The sequence below is a fragment of the Klebsiella ornithinolytica NBRC 105727 = ATCC 31898 genome, assembly GCF_001598295.1.
GTDB classification, from domain to species: domain Bacteria; phylum Pseudomonadota; class Gammaproteobacteria; order Enterobacterales; family Enterobacteriaceae; genus Klebsiella; species Klebsiella ornithinolytica.
In genome coordinates this window covers 700,108-721,338 of the sequence record NZ_BCYR01000001.1, presented here as the reverse complement: position 1 = coordinate 721,338, position 21,231 = coordinate 700,108, and the positions used below count along the sequence as shown (strand labels likewise).

Here is a 21,231-nt window from a genome sequence, read left to right as displayed (position 1 = left end):
CGCTTACCAGGTATAGCCGACGGCCAGAATGCCATACAGTTCGCCGTTGTGCTGAACGAGGGGGCTGTCGGCGATATCTTTATCATACAGCTCGTAGTTGGCGGCGAACATGCCAACCCAGTGGGGGCTGAAACGGTAGCTGGTAATAATCGCCGCCATTGGTGAGACGGTGGTACCGGTATCCCACTGCGGGCGCTGGCTGGTGGCTTCGCTGGCCGAGACGCCGCCAAAATAGTAGTTGGCCATATTGCTACTGCGGATCATCAGTCCCATCCCCGGCATGATCAGCAGATTATCTTTGATGACGGGAAAATCTGCCCACAAAAGCAGCTCCTGGCCATTGCTGCGCCCCGTCACGTCGGAGCTGATACGGGCGCTCAGCAGCGCATAGGGGGTAATCAGCGTGGTGCCGATACCGGCTTCAAACTCGCCTTTTCGCTGCTCCATACCCTTGAACGCGCTATTATCGCTGGGATCTAAGTTGCCAAATCGCCAGCGGCCATAGCCGTAAAAAGCCACTTTGTCGTCGATATGAAAATAGTAGCGGGCGCGATCGCCGAGATAGATCAACCGATCGCCGAAGTAGAGTCCGCCGGGAATAAAGTAAGTTTCATTATTCTGCTTCTCGTAGCGCGCCGTTCCGCTAATCGTTGCGGCTCCCAACACCAGTCCTTTTGGGACCGGACTGTTCGGATTCGATGCGGAGAAGATATCGATGGAACCCAGGTCAACCTCGGCGCTGGCGGGCGAACAACACAGCATCATGGAGCAGAGAGTGGCAGCAGGGTAGCGAAATGGTTTCATCCGGATTCCAAATATGGTGAGGGATTATGGCGCTAATACGCGCAGATGCTTTGCAGATAAAATATTGTCAATGTGAATATATACCAGCGCGGGTCAGTCAGTAGGCGAGTTTTTTATTTTTTCTAAATTTATAATGACCGTTTTTTATGGGCTATAAAGGTCTTAATCCGCCGCGTCCCGGCAGCGGACTGTTTTTTAACCGGTCTGGTCAGAGTGAGCGAATGTGCCCGCCGTCGCCAACCTGAGCCTGACGATACCATTCCATCAGTTCAAACGTTCCTTCTTCACCTTCCGCAGGTGCCCAGGTGACATAATCCCCGGCAGCAACCGGCTGATAGCCGCCGTGTTTGACCTCAAAAATAACGCCGCCGGCGTCCAGCGACAGAACCGCATGCCAGGTCCCGGCATCCATCTCTAGCGCCGTACACTCTTCACCTAATACGATGCGGCGAGTGACGTAACCGAGATCATCAAAAGTCAGTACCACAAAGCGCCCGCTGAGAGCTAACAGCAGTTCAAAGGTGTGAGGATGACGGTGAGGGCGAATGTAGGTGCCCGGTTCCATCGCGATCGCCAGACGTTGTACGGGATCGGTTAATTCCGGGTGAAAATTACGATGTGCACGCAAACGAGGTGAGCGCGCTGCCGCATCGCTCTGCTGTTGCATGTCGCTGAAAGTGATGTATTTCATTTAGCCGCCTGACGTGAGGTCCGAGATTGCGAATGGTTTCGCTACCGTGAATGAGCTTTGCACTGTTTTGCAGAAAGCCAGTCGCCGCATTGTATCCATTTCCCCTGAGTGGCGCGCACTGTTTTTCGGTTCATCAAGCGTCGTCTCACGTGGCAAATTCAACCCGCCATGCCATTGACCTTTTGGCGACTTCCTGGATCATGGTGGACCGTAGCTTGCTCCTTTTTATATATATGACACCTTCCATAAATTCTGATGATTATTATCTTATGTCAGCGGTGAAAAAATAAAATGCATTCATTTTATGAATTAACTATCTTACTAAGATATGGCTGGTTTTATATAACTCGTCTTTTTAAAGTGAGATTTCTTCTCATTGCCTGAGGATTATTCTTATTTTAATGTCGTTGTTGTTTTAAATTTTTAGAGTAATTGAGTGATTTAATCTGGAAATCCCCGGTGAACTGCGCTATGCCATTGATGCCGAACTCAAAGGTATTGGCCTGGTGCGCTATCGCACGGAGTTTATGCCCGAAGGACGAGTGTTACTCCAACACCTTAAATACCAGCAATATCTCGACACGACCACCCGCATGTAAGGCCGGATAGCACCATGTCAGTAAAATTCGCCGTGCCTCAAAAATCCTCCATAGCTTCAGACACGTCAGATGGATATCCGGTTATGAATGACATGACTCCACATAAAATTAAAACCGGCGGCGATCCGCGTACCTTGCCAGATTATGCCGCCCTGCGTGATGAACTGAGTAAGCTGAGCCATCCGGCGCGCCCGGATGTGAACTGGCAATATGCCGAAAAGCTCTGCCTTTCATTATTTGAACAAAACAGTGTTGAACTGCAAACGGCTGCCTGGTATACGCTTGCGCGGACGCATCTGGCCGCATTGGCTGGTTTGAATGACGGACTGGCAATACTGGAGGCCCTGATAAGCCATCAGTGGGGCGCGCTCTGGCCTCACCTGTACATGCCCGCATGGAAATCCTCAGTGGTCTGAGTCAGCGTCTGCAGCAACGGATGCGCACGCTCCTGCTGAATTACAGCGACCTCAGCCAGCTATATCGGGCAGAGCAGTTGCTTACCGGTCTCTGCGTCGTGCTACAGCGCCTGGAACTTAAACACCTGAGTCAGTTTGATGCCTTGCGTACGCTGATGCACAACCATGCCGCCCGGCTGGAAAACTGTGATGACACCGCCGGTTGCGCTGGTGTGACCATTGAGCCCGGTATCGTGCTGTCTGCGACGGTAATGAATGGCAACGAGCACCCTTGCCGGTTGCCCACCTGAAGGGGAGATCGCGTCGGATAGTACAGGGAAGTGGGTGTATGTCGCGCAATCAGAACCCGAGGAGAATATCGACGTACAGGCGGCAATACCCGCGCCGGTAAAAAAACGAAATCCTTCGCCGCCGGGCTGTGCACCATGCTGGTGGTCAGCGTCGCGACGGTATGGGGTTGGCATATCTTGCTGCGGCCTGACCCACTTCAGACTCAGCTCGTCGCCTCACTTGCGCCGTTACCTGCAGCACTCACACCTGCACAGCTGGATGTGCTGCGCCAGCGATCCTCATTATCACCTGTGGTTATCACACAAACCCAGCAGCAGCTTGCCCGACTGGACAAGCTTCCTCCTGACTGGAATATCGCCTGGAGCAGGCAGCTTCTGGAACAGGCTCAGACGCTTTGGCCGGAGCAGGCTAAATCTCTGACACAACAGTGGCAGCAGCAGCTTAGCGCTGCCTCATTGCCGGTAGAAAATCTCAATGGCTGGTATCAGGGAATGACGACGCTACAGAAACTGAGTAACAATCTGAACGGGCTTGATGAGCAAAAGGGTAAATATATGACGGTCAGTGAGCTGAAATCAGTGGTCTTTTCCGCCATGCAGTCCTTTAATCAATCCATACCCGCTGAAGAGCAACCGCGGGTATTATCACAAACACCTGTTGGCAAATCGTTACCGGTTGCGGACAGGACTCAACTGGAGATGCATCCGAAGCAATTGGCTGCCCGTTATGCTGAAATAAAACAGAAGGCATCGAAATAAAATTTTTATTATTCATTAAATTAATTCAATTTTCGTGCGAGACAATCTGCTGGGGACTGACTCTTTCCTGACATCGATTTCCTTCTATTCCGGTCTACACCGCCCGACAGTTTGCAAGTCTGTAAGTATGAGCAACAGAGAGTTCATGCGCGGGCACTTTGAGCCGTTATGTTAATCGTGAGATAGATTCCTGCGACGTCAGCGAGTTCACCGGCGTTGTCTCCAGGTTTTGCCGTCTCGACCTGACGTGCATTCAGCAGCTTCAGGGACTCACTATTTATTGAACAGGATAAACTCACATTAAGGCCCGCAAACGCGCATTGTTTTACGCTCAAACCGGTAGACATCAGTTGATGAACCATAGCCACCGTCGAAGGTTGATTCCTGAGTACGAGGGAAGGCGATGGAATCTGAAAGAGGTCAGGAGAGGTATATATGGTGTCCCCTGCAGGAATCGAACCTGCAACTAGCCCTTAGGAGGGGCTCGTTATATCCATTTAACTAAGGGGACGAAGCGGCGGGAGTATAGCGTTTTTTTCCTTGTTCGTTAAGCATCTATGGGTTGACTGCTTAAACTCTCGCCACTTAAGGGTGTTTTTTCGCCTTGAGCCGCTCCTTTTTGTCGTTGCTCATGTCGTTACGGATCTGCGCGTGGCTGAGCAGCGCAAAAATAAAAGTGCCGCCGCAAATGTTGCCAGCCAGCGTCGGCAGTGCGAAAGGCCAGATGAAGTCTTGCCAGGGCAGCGAGCCGTTGAAGACCAGGTAGAAAATCTCAACGCTGCCGACAACGATATGGGTGGTATCGGCGAGCGCAATCAGCCAGGTCATCATAATGATCACCACGATTTTGGCCGCGCCGGCGGCGGGAAACATCCATACCATGGTCGCCACCAGCCAGCCGGAAATAATCGCATTGGCAAACATTTCAGACGGCGTATTTTCCATGACCTTTAAACTGATCTCCTGGAACGCGCCGCGGGTGGCATCGTCAAAAATCGGCATCATATTAAAGGCCCAGGCCGCAATTGCCGTACCGACCAGGTTACCTATAAGCACCACGCCCCAGAGCCGTAGCAGGAGGCCAATATTCCCGGGCGTCGGCTTATGCATGATAGGTAATACCGCGGTGACGGTATTCTCGGTAAACAGCTGCTGGCGAGCCATGATGACAATAACAAACCCGAAGGTATAGCCCAGATTCTCCAGTAAATAACCACCGGGAAGTTCGCTCAGGTGAACATGGAAAATCCCTTTCGCCACCATCGAGGCCCCCATCGACAGGCCGGCGGCTACCGCTGACCACAGAAGAGCAAGGGCATCGCGCTCCAGCTCTTTTTCTCCCTCCTGACGGATCTCTTCATGGGTGGCCATCGCACGTGAGGGCAGGCGCTTCTCGTTGACCTCAATCGGTTCGCCATCCTGTTTTTCATCGCTTTCAACCTCCACCTCTTCACTATGAGGACGTTCGTGAGGTTTGGGATCTGTCGTCATGGCATTTCCTCCTGCATTTTTTCGTTCTCATAAGCGTAGAGATGTTTCACCCGACCGGCCCGGGATAACCTCCTAAATTTTTCCTAATGGCAAGAATAGCAATACGGATATTGCAAAATATGTATAGAATCAGGGCGCAACAATTATGCCAAAGAAGGCTATGCTGAAAGCAGGCACCAGATTGCAATTTGCTTCGGGCGATATCGTAATGGAGGCAGCAGTCCCCGGATAACCCACAGCAATAGCCAAAATTAACAGGGAGACACCTATGAATTTTCGCCTGTCGGCGCTTGCGCTTGGCGCCACATTGCTGGTGGGATGTGCCAGTTCCAGCTCTGGCGATCTGCCGCAGGGGCGTTCAGACCCGCTTGAAGGGTTTAACCGTACGATGTTCGACTTCAACTTTAACGTGGTGGATCCGTACGTGCTGCGTCCGGTTGCCGTCGCCTGGCGTGATTATGTCCCGCAGCCGGCGCGCAACGGGCTGAGTAACTTCACCAGCAACCTTGAAGAACCGGCGGTGATGGCGAACTACTTCCTGCAGGGCGATCCCTATAAAGGTATGGTGCACTTTACCCGCTTCTTCCTTAACACCCTTCTCGGGATGGGCGGTCTGATTGATGTCGCTGGGATGGCCAACCCGAAACTGCAGCGTGTTGAACCGCACCGCTTTGGTAGTACCCTGGGTCATTATGGCGTGGGTTACGGCCCTTATGTACAACTGCCGTTCTATGGCAGCTTTACGCTGCGTGATGAAGGCGGTGACATGGCTGATGGTCTGTATCCGGTGCTTTCCTGGCTGACCTGGCCGATGTCCATCGGTAAGTGGGCGGTTGAAGGGGTTGAGACTCGCGCTCAGCTGCTGGACTCCGATGGCCTGCTGCGCCAGTCTTCCGACCCGTATATCATGGTTCGCGAAGCCTACTTCCAGCGTCATGACTTTATTGCCAACGGCGGTAAACTGACGCCGGTCGAGAACCCTAACGCTCAGGCGATTCAGGGCGATCTGAAAGATATCGACTCGCAGTAAACGCGATTAAATATGACAATAAAAAAGGGTGAACTTGCGTTCACCCTTTTTTTATACTGCCAGACCGATCAGAAGCGGTAGTTGAAGTTCGCGCCGTACAGCCAGGCGGTACCTTCAGAACGGAAGGTATAAGGACCTTCTTTAATTTCTACGTGCTGACCGTGCATGTATGAAACCCCCACGTCAACAGAGGCATCTTTGTTGAAGGCATAGGTGGTACCCGCGCTCAGCCACAGACGATCCTGATCCGGGATGGAGATAGAACGGGTGCTTGCCGGTACCGGGCTATCATCGAAGGCGATACCGGTACGGAAGGTCCAGTTATCGTCATAGTAATAGGTGGTACCCAGCGCGATGCGGTAGGCATCTTTAAAGCTCTCATCTTTATAGAACAGCGTCTCACCGTTGCTACCCGTGGCTTTCAGCTCCTGGAACTGACTCCAGCTGGTGTAGGTCAGGCTATAGTGGACCGCCCACTGCGGTGCAACGCGGTTATAGCCGGACAGCTCCCACATTTCAGGCAGGTTCAGCGTCAGAGAACCATCGGTCGTTTGACCGTTGGTGCCTGCCGGAAGCCCGAAGTTACCGAGGATCTGGTTGTACGCGGAAGGTAAGCTGCTTTTGTAATTACCGTCAAAGTCGATTTTCACTTCGGAACGATAGGTGAAGCCGTAGCGGTTATTCTTATCCAGTTCATAAAGAATACCGGCGTTCCAGCCAAAGCCCCATGCGTTACCGTTGAGGTGAGCAATTTGCGTATCGGCAGGAATTTTCGATACCGGGCCGGCCAGCTGCGGCGGCAGTGCGCCTGAGCCCGCAACGATTTGCCCCAAATCGCCTGCATAGCGTTCAATCTTCGCCTTCGCATACACCGCATCAAACCCTAAGCCAAAGCTCCAGTGGCTGTCCAGGCGATAGGCGCCGCTCAGGTTGAAGTTGGCGGTGGTCAGGTCCGTTTTTCCGCCCATGCTGCCGGCGGCATAATCATCGGCGTACTCGGTCGCCAGACCGTAGTTGGAGGTGATAGAGGCCCCCCAACCAAACCGATCGTTAATCGGCGATACAAAGTGGAAGTTAGGCACCCATGCGGTTGGCGCAATATTATCGGCGTTCAGGCTTTTGCCTGTTGGAGACTGGCCGGAAATATTGACGTTAGGGTCGACAAAGACCGCGCCCGCAGACATCGTTGGGCGATCGAACATCATGATCAATGCTGGGTTACGGCTGGCATTGCCCGCGTCGTCAGCAATTGCACCTTCACCGGAATAGGCGCGGCCCAGACCTGATGAAGAGAATTCATTTAACTGAAAGCCTGCTGACCAGGCCTGTGTTGAAACAAGTGCTACAGCCACTGCGAGGGCAGATTGGGTAAAGCGGGTTTTCTGGCTCATGCCCATAACCTCATTGAGTTATTTTTATTTAAACTATGTTACATGCCGTAACAGAAGCGCGAAGTGTAGGGTCTGCTTTACGACAGAGAAATCAGACCAGTGCGCTGAGTATAGGTCTGACCAGATGAGATGTTGCAAGTTTGTTTATGAGATTTTTCAGTTGTGATACGAAAAAAGCGATCCAGTTAGCAAAATTGGCCTCGTTCGTATTATCTAAACAGGGCATTTTTTGTTTTGGATCATTTTTAAGTGTGATTTCGGTCACTTAGGACTTTTGTCGCCATTAACGACTGGAGGCCGGGAGGCGCCGCGCGTAAAATAACCTCATTAATTGTCTGGCACCTTGAGTGCATATACAGAGGAAATCTACGATGAGTAAATGTAGTGCTGATGAAACCCCGGTTTGCTGCTGTATGGATGTTGGCACCATTATGGACAACACCGATTGCACCGCCTCTTACAGCCGGGTTTTTGCCAATCGCGCCGAAGCGGAACAAACTCTCGCCGCGTTGACTGAGAGAGCACGTGGCGTGGAATCTGAACCGTGCAAAATTACCCCGACCTTTACCGACGTTGAAGGCGGTGTGCAGCTGGATATCGATTTTGTCTTCTGCTGTGAAGCCGAAACGCTGATTTTCCAGCTCGCTCTGCGTTAATTTCTCCTCAACGCCCCTCTCGTCAGGGGCGTTATCTCCTCCCTTCTATGTGTTTTGGCTCCCACTTTTTCTCTTCGCCGATTGGCTTAATGTAAAAAATTAGTTAAAACTGTTATCAGGTCAGACCACTTGGTTTTATCGGTTAACAGGGGAAAGTCATGAGTCAGGCATTACCGCTTGTCACCCGTCAAGGCGATCGCATTGCCATTGTCAGCGGTTTACGTACGCCGTTTGCCCGTCAGGCCACGGTATTTCACGGTGTTCCCGCCGTTGATTTGGGAAAAATGGTTATCAGCGAAATGCTGGCTCGTAGCGATATTCCCCCGGAAATGATTGAGCAGCTGGTATTTGGCCAGGTGGTGCAGATGCCAGAAGCGCCAAATATTGCGCGCGAAATTGTGCTTGGCGCCGGCATGAGCGTACACACCGATGCCTACAGCGTAAGTCGCGCCTGCGCCACCAGTTTTCAGGCCGTCGCCAACGTCGCGGAGAGCCTGATGGCGGGAACGATCCGCGCAGGTATTGCCGGCGGGGCAGACTCTTCATCCGTTCTGCCGATCGGCGTCAGTAAAAAGCTGGCCCGTACGCTGGTGGATGCCAATAAAGCGCGCACTCTCGGACAGCGCCTGAAGCTCTTCTCCCGTTTACGCCTTCGCGATCTTTTACCGGTCCCGCCTGCGGTTGCCGAGTATTCGACCGGGCTGCGGATGGGGGATACCGCTGAGCAAATGGCAAAAACATGGGGTATTACCCGTGAACAGCAGGACGCGCTGGCACACCGCTCGCACCAGCTAGCGGCGAAAGCCTGGGAAGAGGGGAAGCTGGCTTCTGAAGTGATGACTGCGTATGCGCCGCCGTTTCGTGAACCGCTGGAAAACGACAACAATATTCGTAAAAATTCAACCCTGGCTGATTACCAAAAGTTACGTCCGGCTTTTGACCGCAAGCATGGCACGGTCACTGCGGCAAACAGTACGCCGCTAACCGACGGTGCCGCGGCGGTGATCATGATGACCGAGTCTCAGGCCAAAGCGCTGGGCTTAACCCCGCTTGGCTACCTGCGCAGCTACGCCTTTACCGCCATCGATGTCCGCCAGGATATGCTGTTAGGGCCGGCGTGGTCAACGCCGCTGGCGCTCGAAAGGGCGGGGCTGACCCTGGCTGACTTAACGCTTATCGACATGCATGAGGCCTTTGCCGCGCAGACGCTGGCGAATCTTCAGTGCCTGGCCAGCGACCGCTTTGCTCGCGACGTGCTCGGGCGCTCGCAGGCGACCGGGGAAGTCGACGAAAGTAAATTCAATGTCCTCGGTGGTTCAATTGCCTACGGGCATCCTTTTGCAGCCACCGGCGCGAGGATGATTACCCAGACGCTACATGAACTGCGGCGCAGGGGGGGCGGATTTGGCCTGGTGACCGCCTGTGCGGCGGGTGGTCTCGGCGCAGCGATGATTCTGGAGGCGGAATAATGGACATGGCATCGGCATTTACCCTCGATATTCGTCCGGACAACGTTGCCGTCATCACGATCGATTCGCCCGGTGAAAAGATGAATACCCTGAAGGCCGAATTTGGCCAGCAGGTGCGGGCGATCGTTCGCCAGATTCGTGATAATAAAACCCTCCGCGGCGTGGTGCTGATTTCCGCAAAACCGGACAATTTTATCGCCGGCGCGGATATCAATATGATTGCCCGCTGCGCCACCGCTCAGGAAGCGGAAGCGCTCGCCCGCCAGGGGCAACAAATTATGGCGGAGATCCATGGCCTGGCGATTCCGGTCATTGCCGCTATCCACGGCGCCTGCCTGGGCGGCGGCCTTGAGCTGGCGTTGGCCTGCCATGGACGGGTATGCAGCGATGACGAGAAAACGCGTCTGGGTCTGCCTGAGGTCCAGCTGGGGCTGCTGCCGGGATCCGGCGGTACTCAGAGATTACCCCGACTGATCGGTGTCAGCGGCGCCCTGGAGATGATTTTGACCGGCAAGCAGCTTCGCGCGCGCCAGGCGTTAAAAGCGGGCCTGGTGGATGAGGTGGTTCCGCAATCAATTCTGCTGCAGACGGCGGTGGAACTGGCGCTGAAAGGGCGGCCGGCGAGCCGCAGTATGCCGATCCGTGAGCGGGTGCTGGCCGGACCGCTGGGCCGTAATCTGCTGTTTCGGCTGGTGGGGAAAAAGACCCGACAGAAAACCCAGGGCAACTATCCTGCCGCCGAGCGCATTCTGCAGGTGATTGAAAATGGATTAGCTCACGGCTGTAGCAGCGGCTATGCCGAGGAAGCACGTGCCTTTGGTGAGCTGGCGATGACCCCGCAATCTCAGGCATTGCGATCGATATTCTTTGCCAGCACGGATTTGAAGAAAGATCGTGGTGCCGATGCGCAGGCCGGGCCACTGAATCGCGTCGGCATTCTCGGTGGCGGTCTGATGGGCGGCGGAATTGCGTATGTTACCGCCTGCAAAGGCGGGCTTCCGGTGCGTATCAAAGATATTCAGGCTCGGGGGATTAACCATGCGCTGAAATACAGCTGGGATCTGCTGGACAAGCAGGTGCGCCGCCGCTATCTGCGCGCCAGTGAACGGGATCGTCAGCTGACGTTGATTTCCGGCACCACGGATTATCAGGGATTTGCCCATCGCGATGTGGTGATCGAGGCCGTCTTCGAGGATTTAGCTCTTAAACAGCGGATGGTGGCCGAGATCGAAGCACACTGTAGCCCGCAGACGATCTTTGCCTCCAATACCTCTTCGCTCCCTATCGGCGACATTGCGGCGCAGGCCAGTCGACCGGGGCAGGTGATTGGCCTGCACTTCTTCAGCCCGGTCGAGAAAATGCCGCTGGTTGAAGTGATCCCCCATCAGCATACCGATCCGCAGACGATTGCGACGGTAGTCAAGCTGGCCAAAATGCAGGGGAAAACGCCGATCGTCGTGGCGGATAAAGCGGGTTTCTACGTCAACCGTATTCTGGCGCCTTACATCAACGAAGCGATGCGCTTACTCGTGGAAGGTGAGCCCCTTGATCATATCGATAAATCATTGGTGAAATTCGGTTTTCCTGTTGGGCCGATTCAACTGCTGGATGAAGTCGGAATTGATACCGGGACCAAAATTCTGCCGGTACTGGAAGCCGCGTGGGGAGAGCGTTTTAGCCCGCCGGCAAACATCATTGATGCGATCTTGAATGACGATCGCAAAGGTAGAAAAAATAGCCGCGGTTTCTATCTTTATGAGACAAAAGGGCGTACAAGCAAAAAACGACCCGATGCTACGGTCTATTCGCTGCTGGGCGTTTCTGCCCCGCAGGCGCGCTTATCCGGCCAGCAGATAGCTGAGCGTTGCGTCATGATGATGCTTAACGAAGCCGCGCGCTGCTTCGATGAGCAGGTCATCCGCGGCGCCCGCGATGGCGACATTGGCGCGGTGTTCGGTATTGGCTTCCCGCCGTTTCTTGGCGGCCCGTTCCGTTATATGGATCAACTCGGGGCGGGTGAAGTTGTTGCCATCTTGCAACGTCTGGCCGCTCAGTACGGCCCACGGTTTACCCCATGCGAGAATTTATTGCGTATGGCCGGGCAGGGGGCAACCTTTTGGCCCACTGCTGAACGGACGACCTAAGTTCTGGTCAAAGAAGATAAATCCGGCGATGAATGACGTGGTCTGTTGGCTGTTTTGTAAACAATCATTGACTATACTTACGCCATTGAGGTAAAAAACAGCGTTTCATTCGTTGGATGAATCAGGCACAATGCCCGGCCACCGGGTCGACTGCGTGCTATCCACGCAGGTAAGACTGCGGTGCTTCTGGTTAACAAAAGCGGTGCAATATGCAAGTTTTTATCATGCGTCACGGCGACGCTGCCCTCGATGCAGCCAGTGACTCGGTTCGTCCCTTAACCGTTTGTGGTTGTGATGAGTCCCGTCAGATGGCAACCTGGCTGAAAGGTCAAAAAGTGGATATTGAACGGGTTCTTGTCAGTCCTTACCTGCGTGCTGAACAGACGCTGGATGTGGTAAGAGAGTGCATGGACCTGCCTGAAAATGTCGACGTGATGCCGGAGCTCACGCCGTGTGGCGATGTTGGCATGGTCAGTGCCTGGCTTCAGACGCTGAACAATGAAGGTGTTTCAACGGTGCTGGTTGTTTCGCACCTGCCGCTGGTGGGGTACCTCGTCTCAGAGCTGTGCCCGGGAGAAACTCCCCCGATGTTCACCACTTCGGCTATTGCCTGTGTCACCCTTGATGCAGATGGCAAGGGCGAGTTCAACTGGCAGATGAGCCCCTGCAACCTGAAGATGGCGAAGGCTATCTGACTCCCCCCGGAGCGTCCGTATTACGGAAGCTCCGGCGGCTGCCACTCTTCAACTTCAATCAGCACCAGCAGTGCGGCGTCTCCGCCGTACTCTTTTGGCGCCTGATGAAAAGCCATGATGTGCGGATGTTGCGCAAGCCAGAGCGGCGTTTGCTGCTTGAGGATGTGTTTCCCGTGCCCGTGCATCACGCAGGCGCAAAAGACATGTTCGCGACGGCAGGCGGCGATCAGCGCCCCCAGCTCCTGCTTCGCCTGCTGCTGGGTCAACCCGTGCAGATCGAGAAACAGCTCCGGCGAATAATCCCCGCGGCGCAGTTTTTTCAGTTCAAAGTGGCTCACGTCCGGGCGAACATATTTGACTGCTCCTTCGGTATTCAGCAGCGGCTGAAACTCATCGGAAAAATAGTGGCTGTTATCGGCCTGCTCCTGAAGTAAGCGCTTTGGCGGTACTTCGGTGATTTTCTTGCGCAGCGGGCGGTGCACGATGGTGTCCTGCTTAATCTGACGCGTGCCGGTCATTAACTGGCGGAACAACGCCTGATCCTCGTCGCTTAGCGATGTTTTCTTTTTCATTGCCCACTCTCATCATTTCTTTTCGCTAGTTTACCCGACTCGGCCTCTGTTCAGGCAAGCAAAACGTATTTTTCCCCGTCCGCCTGACGTAAGAATGCTGATTTATCGCCGTCTTCGTGGCAAACTAGCCGCCGAATTTACAGTAGAGCGTGTCCTGGAGGATGGCGTGGATAAAATTTTTGTTGATGAAGCGGTCAATGAGCTGCATACCATTCAGGACATGCTGCGTTGGGCGGTCAGTCGTTTCAGCGCGGCGAATATCTGGTACGGACATGGCACGGACAACCCGTGGGATGAGGCGCTACAGCTGGTATTGCCCTCGCTCTACCTGCCGCTGGATATTCCGGAGGATATGCACTCTGCGCGTCTGACTTCCAGCGAAAAACACCGCATTGTTGAGCGCGTGATTCGCCGGATCAACGAACGTATTCCGGTTGCCTATTTGACCAATAAAGCCTGGTTCTGCGGCCATGAATTTTTCGTGGACGAACGTGTGCTGGTGCCGCGTTCCCCGATCGGCGAGCTTATCAATAATCACTTCGCCGGCCTGATTGACCATCAACCGCAGCACATTCTGGATATGTGCACCGGCAGCGGCTGCATTGCGATCGCCTGCGCTTACTCTTTCCCGGAAGCGGAAGTGGACGCGGTGGATATCTCCGTTGATGCGCTGGCCGTTGCCGAGCAGAACGTTGAAGCGCACGGCCTGATCCATCAGGTGACGCCGATTCGTTCCGACCTGTTCCGCGACCTGCCGAAAGTGCAGTACGACCTGATCGTCACCAACCCGCCGTACGTTGATGAAGAAGATATGTCCGATCTGCCGGGCGAATATCGTCATGAGCCGGTACTGGGTCTGGCTTCCGGCAGCGATGGTCTGAAGCTGACGCGTCGCATCCTCGGTAATGCGCCGGATTATCTCAGCGACGACGGTATTCTGATTTGTGAAGTCGGTAACAGCATGGTACATCTGATTGAGCAGTATCCGGACGTGCCGTTTACCTGGCTTGAGTTTGAAAATGGCGGGGATGGCGTCTTCATGCTGACCAAACCGCAGCTGATCGCCGCCCGCGCGCATTTCGGCATTTATAAAGACTAAAAAACAACACGCAAACATGACGGAGCCGTGATGGCAGGAAACACAATTGGACAACTCTTTCGCGTCACAACCTTCGGCGAATCGCACGGTCTGGCGCTGGGCTGCATTGTTGACGGAGTGCCGCCGGGCATTCCGCTGACTGAAGCCGATCTGCAGCACGATCTGGATCGTCGTCGTCCGGGGACCTCACGCTACACCACGCAGCGTCGTGAACCGGATCAGGTGAAGATCCTCTCCGGCGTATTCGAAGGCGTGACGACCGGGACCAGCATTGGTCTGCTGATTGAGAATACCGATCAGCGTTCTCAGGACTATGGCGCGATTAAAGACGTTTTCCGTCCAGGGCATGCTGACTATACCTACGAGCAGAAATACGGCCTGCGCGATTATCGCGGCGGCGGACGTTCCTCAGCGCGTGAAACCGCGATGCGGGTGGCGGCCGGGGCGATTGCCAAGAAATACCTCGCGGAAAAATTCGGCATTGTGATTCGCGGCTGTTTGACCCAGATGGGCGATATTCCTCTGGCAATCAAAGACTGGGAACAGGTTGAACAAAACCCGTTCTTCTGCCCGGACCCGGATAAAATTGAAGCGCTTGATGAACTGATGCGCGGTCTGAAGAAAGAGGGCGACTCCATCGGAGCAAAAGTGACCGTGGTCGCTGATGGCGTGCCACCGGGACTCGGTGAGCCGGTATTCGACCGTCTGGATGCCGACATTGCCCATGCGCTGATGAGCATCAATGCGGTGAAGGGCGTGGAAATTGGCGATGGTTTTGAGGTGGTGAAACTGCGCGGTAGCCAAAATCGCGATGAAATCACTAAAAATGGTTTCCAGAGCAACCATGCGGGCGGCATTCTTGGCGGTATCAGCAGCGGTCAGCAGATCGTCGCGAATATCGCGCTGAAGCCGACCTCCAGCATCACCGTACCGGGTCATACGATTAACCGTCACGGTGAAGAAGTCGAGATGATCACCAAAGGGCGCCACGATCCTTGCGTGGGCATCCGTGCGGTGCCGATCGCGGAAGCAATGCTGGCGATCGTGCTAATGGATCACTTTATGCGTCAACGCGCGCAAAATGGCGACGTGACGACATCAATTCCACGCTGGTAATCGATGAAAAAAACCGTTATCGCTCTGCTGGCGCTGGTCGCCAGCTCTGCCTGCCTTGCGGCGACGCCGTGGCAAAAAATCACCCAGCCGATTAGCGGCAGCGCGCAGTCAATTGGCGCATTTGCCAACGGCTGTATCGTCGGCGCGCAGGCGCTGCCGCTGAGCGCGACCAGCTATCAGGTCATGCGCACCGACCAGCGCCGCTACTTCGGCCATCCGGACCTGATCCAGTTTATTCAGCGTCTGGGCAATCAGGTGCAGAGTCAGGGAATGGGGACGCTGCTGATTGGCGATATGGGGATGCCAGCGGGCGGACGCTTTAACGGCGGTCATGCCAGTCACCAGAGCGGGCTGGATGTTGATATTTTCCTTCAGCTCCCGCAGACGCGCTGGAGTTCAGCGCAGCTCCTGAAACCACAGGCGCTGGATCTGGTGGCTCGCGACGGCAAGCGCGTGGTGCCGTCGCTGTGGAGCCCGCAAATCAGCCATCTGATTAAGCTGGCGGCAGAAGATAACGACGTCACGCGCATCTTTGTTAATCCGGCAATCAAGCAGCAGCTCTGTCTGGATGCTGGCAACGATCGCGGGTGGCTGCGCAAAGTCCGGCCATGGTTCCAGCATCGTGCACATATGCACGTTCGTCTGCGCTGCCCGGCGGGCAGCCTGGAGTGCGAAGAACAGGCGCCACCGCCACCGGGCGATGGCTGCGGTGCCGAGCTACAAAGCTGGTTTGAACCCCCAAAACCCGGAACAACCTCTCCTGTGAAGAAGACGCCGCCTCCGCTGCCGCCTTCCTGCCAGGCGCTACTGGATGAGCATGTGCTGTAATGGAAAGCTTTATTGAGCTGTTTATGGTGTCGCCGACGGTACTGGTGGCGCTTTTTTTCGTGGCTGTTCTGGCGGGATTTATTGATTCCCTGGCGGGCGGCGGCGGGCTGTTGACGGTTCCGGCGCTGATGGCGGCAGGGCTGCCTCCGGCGCAGGCGCTGGCGACCAACAAGCTGCAGGCCTGCGGGGGATCGCTTTCCGCGTCGCTCTATTTTATCCGCCGCAAGGTGGTGAACCTGGCGGATCAGAAGCTCAATATCCTGATGACGTTTATCGGCTCAACCACCGGTGCGCTGCTGGTGCAGCACGTCCAGTCCGATATTCTGCGCCAGATCCTGCCGGTGCTGGTGATCGGCATTGGCCTGTACTTCCTGCTGATGCCAAAATTAGGCGAAGCAGACCGTCAGCGTCGGCTGTACGGCCTGCCGTTTGCCCTGATCGCCGGCGGCTGCGTAGGTTTTTATGATGGTTTCTTCGGTCCAGGCGCGGGCTCTTTCTATGCGTTGGCTTTCGTCACTCTTGCCGGGTTTAACCTCGCCAAATCCACCGCTCACGCCAAAGTGCTGAACGCGACCTCTAACGTCGGTGGGCTATTGCTGTTTATCATTGGCGGCAAAGTGATTTGGGCGACCGGTTTCGTGATGATGGCGGGGCAGTTTATTGGCGCCCGCGCCGGCTCACGTCTGGTTCTGAGTAAAGGACAATCGTTGATTCGTCCGATGATTGTGGTTGTCTCCGCCGTGATGAGCGCGAAACTTCTTTATGACAGCCACGGTGCTGAAATTCTTCAGTGGTTGGGAATTCATTAATGCAACAGCAACACCATTATCAGCAGCTGATCGCTATTTTTGACGGCTGCTTTGCCGATGATTTTAATACCCGTCTGATTAAAGGCGATGACGAACCGATCTATCTTCCGGCAGATAGCGACGTGCCGTATAACCGCATTGTGTTTGCCCATGGCTTTTACGCCAGCGGCCTGCATGAGATTTCCCACTGGTGCATCGCGGGCAAAGCGCGTCGCGAGCAGGTTGATTTCGGCTACTGGTACTGCCCGGATGGCCGTGATGCCATGACCCAGTGTCAGTTTGAAGATGTTGAGGTGAAACCGCAGGCGCTGGACTGGCTGTTTTGCGTGGCGGCAGGTTTTCCGTTCAACGTGAGCTGTGACAATCTGGAGGGCGACTTCGAGCCTGACCGCATTGCCTTTCAGCGGCGGGTTCATGCACAGGTTATGACCTTGCTGGAGCAAGGGATCCCTGAACGTCCGGCGCGGTTTATCCGCGCGTTACAAGAATATTATCAGACGCCGCCACTGACGGCAGAACAATTCCCGTGGCCGGAAGACCTGCAATAAAGCCACGTTTGACACTAGAAGAGGAAAGACAATGCTCGCGGAGTTTGAATCACGCATTCTGGCGTTGATTGATGAAATGGTAGACCACGCCAGTGATGATGAACTGTTTGCCAGCGGCTATCTGCGCGGCCACCTGACGCTGGCGGTAGCCGAGCTGGAAGGAGGGGACGATCACTCTGCGAAAGCCATCAACGATCGGGTGATTCGCAGCCTGGAGAAAGCGATCGGCGCAGGCGAACTGTCGCCGCCGGACCAGATTCTGGTGCAGGGAATGTGGAATAATTTGTATCAGCGGGCAAAGCAATAATCCCCTGACTGCCTGGCCTGAAAAACAGGCCAGGCCGCGTGACGCCGGGTATCGCCCTGATGTCGCGCGGCTTTTTGTCCCAACCGACGGCGATCGCCGCCGTTCGGCTTATTTCACCGCTTTTCCCTTCAGCAGCTTCCTCACCCATAATCGATTCGGATTCAGCGCCGCCAGCGTCTCTCGGTCCAGCGGCAGCGGTTCGTGGCTCATCTGCGCCGCCAGTATTTCCGCCGTCAGCGGGGCGGAGCATAGCCCGCGCGAACCCAGCGCCCCCAGCACGAACAGATTGCGGTAAACCGGTGCCGTCGGCGCCTGCGTCTGGTGTTCGGCCAGCGTCGCGTACTGCGATAACGTGGCGTCATAATCCGGTACATTGCCCACCATCGGTAGGTGATCGCGGGTGGCGCAGCGCACGCCGCAGCGGGCGTCATTTCCGCGGGTATCTACCTCCTGCACCCATGCTGCCTGCGGGAAGCAGTCGATCAGCCGTTGGCGGTTTTGCTGTTGATCATCGGCGCTAAAGGTCGCCTCCGTCTGTCCGCGGTGGTAGCTGGCCCCGATGCAGTGCTGCTGATAACGTGGGTTTTGTGGCGTCAGGTAGCCGTCGTAGCACAATACCTGGCGCAAAGCGGACAGCGCAGGCGTGGTCGGAATATGGCTCACCTGTCCTGCCACCGGATACGCCGGCAGCCGCGCAGTCTGAGGGAAGTCGGTCAGATGATGGCCGTTTGCCAGCACCACCACCTCATGACGCAGCTGCTCATTGAGCTGCCAGCCGTCATGGTCAGCAGCCAGCGTTGTGACCTTAACCTGATATCGGGTGCGCAGGCCCCGGGTTGCCGCCAGCGCAAAAAGTTCTGCCGTCAGCTGCTGCGGATAGAGCCAGCCCCCGGAGGGATAGGTGATTCCACCGCAGCCGGTTTCGACGCCGGCGATCTGCGCGACGGTTTGCGCGCTGACGGCCGCAGCAATCTCTTCCGGCAGGTCGAGTGCCAGCATCTGCGCGATTTTCTGTGCGCTCTTTTCGTCCCAGGCAAGCTGGGTGACGCCGCACCACTGATGGTCGAACATGATCGGAAGGGCGTCATACAGGCGGCGGGCGAAGGTAAATGCCGCCGGGAAGAAGCGGGCCAGCGCCGGATCGTGCTGGCTAAGCAGAGGATAGAGCGCTCCCTGGCGGTTACCGGATGCGCCTTCAGCCGGGGCGTTATCCGCGCAGTACAAGGTGACTTGCCAGCCGCGGCGGAGCAGCGCGAGCGCAAGCAGGGCGCTGGCGATACCGCCGCCGACAATCGCCGCATCGCGTTGCTGGCTACCGGTTCGTGCAAACCAGGGCGTGCGGGCGGGGATATTCAGCGTCCGGGTCATTTCACCGATCAGCATTTCGCGTTTGCGGCCGAACCCTTTATGTTTCTGCATGGTAAAGCCTGCTTCCTGCAGGCCGCGACGGACAAAACCGGCGGAGGTAAAGGTGGCCAGCGTGCCGCCCGGTCTGGCCAGGCGGGCCATTGCCCCGAACAGCTCCGGTGTCCACATATCCGGATTTTTCGCCGGTGCGAAACCATCAAGAAACCAGGCGTCGACCTGCTGATTCAGCGAATCATCGAGCTCGTGGGTCAGCGTGTTGATATCCCCGAACCACAAATCCAGCGTGATGCGTCCGTCATCCAGCAGCAGACGATGGCAGCCAGCGATCGCCAGCGGCCACTGCGCCTGTAATTGTTCTGCCCACTGCGCCAGTTCCGGCCAGTGCTGATGAGCCCGTCGTAGATCGGCGGAGGTCAGCGGAAATTTTTCGAAACTGATGAAATGTAACCTTTGCAGGGTAGCTTCAGGATTATCGCGGCGAAAAACATCAAACGCCTGCCAAAGTGTCAGGAAGTTGAGACCGGTGCCGAACCCGCTCTCGGCGACCACAAACAGCGGGTGTGGATGGGCCGGGAAGCGTGCATCGAGGCGGTTGCCGCCGAGGAAAACGTAGCGCGTCTCTTCCAGACCATTGTCATTGGAAAAGTACACGTCATCGAAATCTCGGGAAACAGGTGTACCCTCAGCGTTGAATTCCAGGTTGGCAGGTTGTATGGCGTTTTGTTTCACGTAAGTTACTCGAATCTCAAGGCGTAGAACGATCTTAACGATGTGTGCCGGGGGGCGCAAATTTATACACAAAATGGCTGATCGGACTTGTTCGGCGTACAAGTGTACGCTATTGTGCGACTCGAAACTTAAAATAGTGTGACTTACAGAGGTATTGAATGAAACGTGCAGTGATTACTGGCCTGGGCATCGTTTCCAGCATCGGTAACAACCAGCAGGAAGTCCTGGAATCTCTGCGTGAAGGGCGCTCGGGGATCACTTTCTCTCAAGAATTCAAAGATTCTGGTATGCGCAGCCACGTGTGGGGTAACGTTAAACTGGACACCACAGGTCTTATCGACCGCAAAGTGGTCCGTTTCATGAACGATGCCTCTATCTATGCTTATCTCTCTATGCAGCAGGCTGTAGCCGATGCTGGACTGAAAGAAGAAGTTTATCAGAACAACCCTCGCGTGGGCCTGATTGCCGGTTCCGGCGGTTCTTCAAAATCTCAGGTGTTTGGCGCAGATGCGATGCGTAGCCCACGCGGCCTGAAAGCAGTTGGTCCTTACGTTGTGACCAAAGCGATGGCTTCTGCGGTATCCGCTTGCCTCGCCACTCCGTTCAAAATCCACGGTGTGAACTATTCTATCAGCTCCGCTTGCGCGACTTCAGCTCACTGTATCGGCAGCGCGGTTGAACAAATTCAGCTTGGCAAACAGGACATCGTTTTTGCTGGCGGCGGCGAAGAGCTGTGCTGGGAAATGGCCTGTGAATTCGACGCCATGGGCGCACTGTCCACCAAATACAACGAAACGCCGGATAAAGCATCCCGCACTTATGATGCGCACCGCGACGGTTTTGTTATCGCCGGCGGCGGCGGTATGGTTGTGGTTGAGGAACTGGAGCATGCTCTGGCGCGCGGCGCGCACATCTATGCCGAAGTGGTCGGCTACGGCGCAACGTCTGACGGTGCGGACATGGTTGCTCCGTCTGGTGAAGGCGCAGTACGTTGTATGAAACAGGCAATGGCCGGTGTAGACACGCCGATTGACTACCTGAACTCCCACGGAACCTCGACTCCGGTCGGTGACGTGAAAGAACTGGGTGCCATTCGCGAAGTCTTCGGCGACCACAGCCCGGCTATCTCTGCGACCAAAGCGATGACCGGCCACTCTTTGGGCGCCGCGGGCGTGCAGGAAGCGATCTACTCTCTGCTGATGCTGGAACATGGCTTTATTGCGCCAAGCATTAACATCGAAGAGATGGATGAGCAGGCGGCGGGTCTGAACATCGTCACCAAACCGACTGAACAAGCGCTGACGACCGTGATGTCCAACAGCTTCGGTTTCGGCGGCACCAACGCCACGCTGGTGATGCGTAAACACACGGCATAATCGGCTGGTTATCCAACCGGTATGTCAAAAGGTAGCCTGCGGGC

At 55.4% G+C, this 21,231-nt stretch carries 18 protein-coding genes, 1 tRNA gene and 2 pseudogenes; 14 read left to right on the top strand and 7 right to left on the bottom strand.

Features of this window, described 5'->3' with window-relative positions; translation table 11 throughout:
* Positions 1-3: 3 nt before the first annotated feature.
* Both ROR01S_RS03155 and ROR01S_RS03150 read right to left on the bottom strand, forming a co-directional pair.
* Positions 4-804, bottom strand: a complete 801-nt coding sequence (locus ROR01S_RS03155) for a MipA/OmpV family protein (RefSeq protein ID WP_004865368.1) — start codon at positions 802-804, stop codon at positions 4-6.
* 208 nt (positions 805-1,012) lie between these two features.
* On the bottom strand, positions 1,013-1,495 hold the full coding sequence (locus tag ROR01S_RS03150) for a WbuC family cupin fold metalloprotein (RefSeq protein ID WP_015583750.1): 483 nt from the start codon (positions 1,493-1,495) through the stop codon (positions 1,013-1,015).
* Between the two features lie 455 nt (positions 1,496-1,950).
* Between ROR01S_RS03150 and ROR01S_RS27440 the strand changes: the two are divergent.
* Positions 1,951-2,094 (top strand): annotated as a pseudogene (locus tag ROR01S_RS27440) (type VI secretion system baseplate subunit TssE); the annotation flags it as partial.
* Between the two features lie 83 nt (positions 2,095-2,177).
* A pseudogene (locus ROR01S_RS03145) lies at positions 2,178-3,559 on the top strand (VasL domain-containing protein).
* Positions 3,560-3,995: 436 nt separating this feature from the next.
* On the opposite strand, the gene ROR01S_RS03135 reads toward ROR01S_RS03145, so the two are convergent.
* Both ROR01S_RS03135 and ROR01S_RS03130 read right to left on the bottom strand, forming a co-directional pair.
* A tRNA-Arg gene (locus ROR01S_RS03135) sits at positions 3,996-4,070 on the bottom strand.
* Positions 4,071-4,144: 74 nt separating this feature from the next.
* On the bottom strand, positions 4,145-5,050 hold the full coding sequence (locus ROR01S_RS03130; RefSeq protein WP_004865281.1) for a formate/nitrite transporter family protein: 906 nt from the start codon (positions 5,048-5,050) through the stop codon (positions 4,145-4,147).
* Between the two features lie 268 nt (positions 5,051-5,318).
* Between ROR01S_RS03130 and mlaA the strand changes: the two genes are divergently transcribed.
* The gene (mlaA, locus tag ROR01S_RS03125; protein ID WP_015583753.1) at positions 5,319-6,080 is read left to right on the top strand and encodes a phospholipid-binding lipoprotein MlaA; all 762 of its coding nucleotides are present in this window, start codon (positions 5,319-5,321) and stop codon (positions 6,078-6,080) included.
* A gap of 68 nt (positions 6,081-6,148) precedes the next feature.
* On the opposite strand, the gene fadL is transcribed toward mlaA, so the two are convergent.
* Entirely contained in the window at positions 6,149-7,477 is a 1,329-nt protein-coding gene (gene fadL, locus ROR01S_RS03120) for a long-chain fatty acid transporter FadL (protein ID WP_103073039.1), read from the bottom strand.
* 365 nt (positions 7,478-7,842) lie between these two features.
* Here fadL and ROR01S_RS03115 point away from each other — a divergent pair, with 365 nt between their 5' ends.
* From ROR01S_RS03115 to sixA, 4 genes are all read left to right on the top strand, one after another.
* A complete protein-coding gene (locus tag ROR01S_RS03115; RefSeq protein ID WP_004865274.1) occupies positions 7,843-8,127 on the top strand; it encodes a YfcZ/YiiS family protein in 285 nt (94 codons plus the stop codon).
* A 158-nt stretch (positions 8,128-8,285) separates the two neighbouring features.
* Positions 8,286-9,596: an acetyl-CoA C-acyltransferase FadI gene (fadI, locus tag ROR01S_RS03110; RefSeq protein WP_032718007.1), complete on the top strand. Its 1,311-nt coding sequence runs from the start codon at positions 8,286-8,288 to the stop codon at positions 9,594-9,596.
* Positions 9,596-11,740, top strand: coding sequence for a fatty acid oxidation complex subunit alpha FadJ (gene fadJ / locus ROR01S_RS03105; RefSeq protein ID WP_064359096.1), 2,145 nt, complete (start codon positions 9,596-9,598; stop codon positions 11,738-11,740). The genes fadI and fadJ overlap by 1 nt, the downstream gene beginning before the upstream one ends.
* Positions 11,741-11,949: 209 nt before the next feature.
* Positions 11,950-12,435 carry a phosphohistidine phosphatase SixA gene (gene sixA / locus ROR01S_RS03100; RefSeq protein ID WP_015583757.1) on the top strand — a complete coding sequence of 162 codons (486 nt, stop codon included), beginning with the start codon at positions 11,950-11,952 and terminating at the stop codon, positions 12,433-12,435.
* Between the two features lie 20 nt (positions 12,436-12,455).
* Here the strand turns inward: sixA and smrB are convergent, their stop codons facing one another.
* Positions 12,456-13,007, bottom strand: a complete 552-nt coding sequence (gene smrB, locus ROR01S_RS03095) for an endonuclease SmrB (protein ID WP_015583758.1) — start codon at positions 13,005-13,007, stop codon at positions 12,456-12,458.
* A 166-nt stretch (positions 13,008-13,173) separates the two neighbouring features.
* Between smrB and prmB the strand changes: the two genes are divergently transcribed.
* From prmB to ROR01S_RS03065, 6 genes are read left to right on the top strand one after another with little or no spacing between them, the layout of a single operon-like run.
* Positions 13,174-14,106, top strand: a complete 933-nt coding sequence (prmB, locus tag ROR01S_RS03090; RefSeq protein WP_015583759.1) for a 50S ribosomal protein L3 N(5)-glutamine methyltransferase — start codon at positions 13,174-13,176, stop codon at positions 14,104-14,106.
* A gap of 30 nt (positions 14,107-14,136) precedes the next feature.
* Positions 14,137-15,222 (top strand): chorismate synthase, encoded by a 1,086-nt coding sequence (gene aroC, locus ROR01S_RS03085; RefSeq protein WP_004865259.1) that lies wholly within the window; start codon positions 14,137-14,139, stop codon positions 15,220-15,222.
* A gap of 3 nt (positions 15,223-15,225) precedes the next feature.
* Positions 15,226-16,050 carry a penicillin-insensitive murein endopeptidase gene (gene mepA / locus ROR01S_RS03080; RefSeq protein ID WP_004865256.1) on the top strand — a complete coding sequence of 275 codons (825 nt, stop codon included), beginning with the start codon at positions 15,226-15,228 and terminating at the stop codon, positions 16,048-16,050.
* Positions 16,050-16,859 carry a sulfite exporter TauE/SafE family protein gene (locus ROR01S_RS03075; protein ID WP_004865251.1) on the top strand — a complete coding sequence of 270 codons (810 nt, stop codon included), beginning with the start codon at positions 16,050-16,052 and terminating at the stop codon, positions 16,857-16,859. The genes mepA and ROR01S_RS03075 overlap by 1 nt, the downstream gene beginning before the upstream one ends.
* On the top strand, positions 16,859-17,407 hold the full coding sequence (locus tag ROR01S_RS03070) for an elongation factor P hydroxylase (protein WP_004865249.1): 549 nt from the start codon (positions 16,859-16,861) through the stop codon (positions 17,405-17,407). The genes ROR01S_RS03075 and ROR01S_RS03070 overlap by 1 nt, the downstream gene beginning before the upstream one ends.
* A 31-nt stretch (positions 17,408-17,438) precedes the next feature.
* Positions 17,439-17,714: a YfcL family protein gene (locus tag ROR01S_RS03065; RefSeq protein ID WP_004865246.1), complete on the top strand. Its 276-nt coding sequence runs from the start codon at positions 17,439-17,441 to the stop codon at positions 17,712-17,714.
* Positions 17,715-17,822: 108 nt separating this feature from the next.
* Here ROR01S_RS03065 and mnmC read toward each other — a convergent pair whose 3' ends face one another.
* Positions 17,823-19,811, bottom strand: a complete 1,989-nt coding sequence (gene mnmC / locus ROR01S_RS03060) for a bifunctional tRNA (5-methylaminomethyl-2-thiouridine)(34)-methyltransferase MnmC2/FAD-dependent 5-carboxymethylaminomethyl-2-thiouridine(34) oxidoreductase MnmC1 (protein ID WP_064359095.1) — start codon at positions 19,809-19,811, stop codon at positions 17,823-17,825.
* A 158-nt stretch (positions 19,812-19,969) separates the two neighbouring features.
* Here mnmC and fabB point away from each other — a divergent pair, with 158 nt between their 5' ends.
* Positions 19,970-21,187 carry a beta-ketoacyl-ACP synthase I gene (gene fabB, locus ROR01S_RS03055; RefSeq protein ID WP_004865242.1) on the top strand — a complete coding sequence of 406 codons (1,218 nt, stop codon included), beginning with the start codon at positions 19,970-19,972 and terminating at the stop codon, positions 21,185-21,187.
* Positions 21,188-21,231: the final 44 nt, after the last annotated feature.

Bases quoted from the DNA above. Each gene is read 5' to 3' on its own strand.
- ROR01S_RS03150 (WP_015583750.1), bottom strand. From the start codon at position 1,495: ATGAAATACATCACTTTCAGCGACATGCAACAGCAGAGCGATGCGGCA.
- ROR01S_RS03155 (WP_004865368.1), bottom strand. From the start codon at position 804: ATGAAACCATTTCGCTACCCTGCTGCCACTCTCTGCTCCATGATGCTG.
- aroC (WP_004865259.1), top strand. From the start codon at position 14,137: ATGGCAGGAAACACAATTGGACAACTCTTTCGCGTCACAACCTTCGGC.
- ROR01S_RS03070 (WP_004865249.1), top strand. From the start codon at position 16,859: ATGCAACAGCAACACCATTATCAGCAGCTGATCGCTATTTTTGACGGC.
- mepA (WP_004865256.1), top strand. From the start codon at position 15,226: ATGAAAAAAACCGTTATCGCTCTGCTGGCGCTGGTCGCCAGCTCTGCC.
- ROR01S_RS03075 (WP_004865251.1), top strand. From the start codon at position 16,050: ATGGAAAGCTTTATTGAGCTGTTTATGGTGTCGCCGACGGTACTGGTG.
- ROR01S_RS03130 (WP_004865281.1), bottom strand. From the start codon at position 5,050: ATGACGACAGATCCCAAACCTCACGAACGTCCTCATAGTGAAGAGGTG.
- ROR01S_RS03115 (WP_004865274.1), top strand. From the start codon at position 7,843: ATGAGTAAATGTAGTGCTGATGAAACCCCGGTTTGCTGCTGTATGGAT.
- sixA (WP_015583757.1), top strand. From the start codon at position 11,950: ATGCAAGTTTTTATCATGCGTCACGGCGACGCTGCCCTCGATGCAGCC.
- fadJ (WP_064359096.1), top strand. From the start codon at position 9,596: ATGGACATGGCATCGGCATTTACCCTCGATATTCGTCCGGACAACGTT.
- mlaA (WP_015583753.1), top strand. From the start codon at position 5,319: ATGAATTTTCGCCTGTCGGCGCTTGCGCTTGGCGCCACATTGCTGGTG.
- ROR01S_RS03065 (WP_004865246.1), top strand. From the start codon at position 17,439: ATGCTCGCGGAGTTTGAATCACGCATTCTGGCGTTGATTGATGAAATG.
- fabB (WP_004865242.1), top strand. From the start codon at position 19,970: ATGAAACGTGCAGTGATTACTGGCCTGGGCATCGTTTCCAGCATCGGT.
- smrB (WP_015583758.1), bottom strand. From the start codon at position 13,007: ATGAAAAAGAAAACATCGCTAAGCGACGAGGATCAGGCGTTGTTCCGC.
- fadI (WP_032718007.1), top strand. From the start codon at position 8,286: ATGAGTCAGGCATTACCGCTTGTCACCCGTCAAGGCGATCGCATTGCC.
- fadL (WP_103073039.1), bottom strand. From the start codon at position 7,477: ATGGGCATGAGCCAGAAAACCCGCTTTACCCAATCTGCCCTCGCAGTG.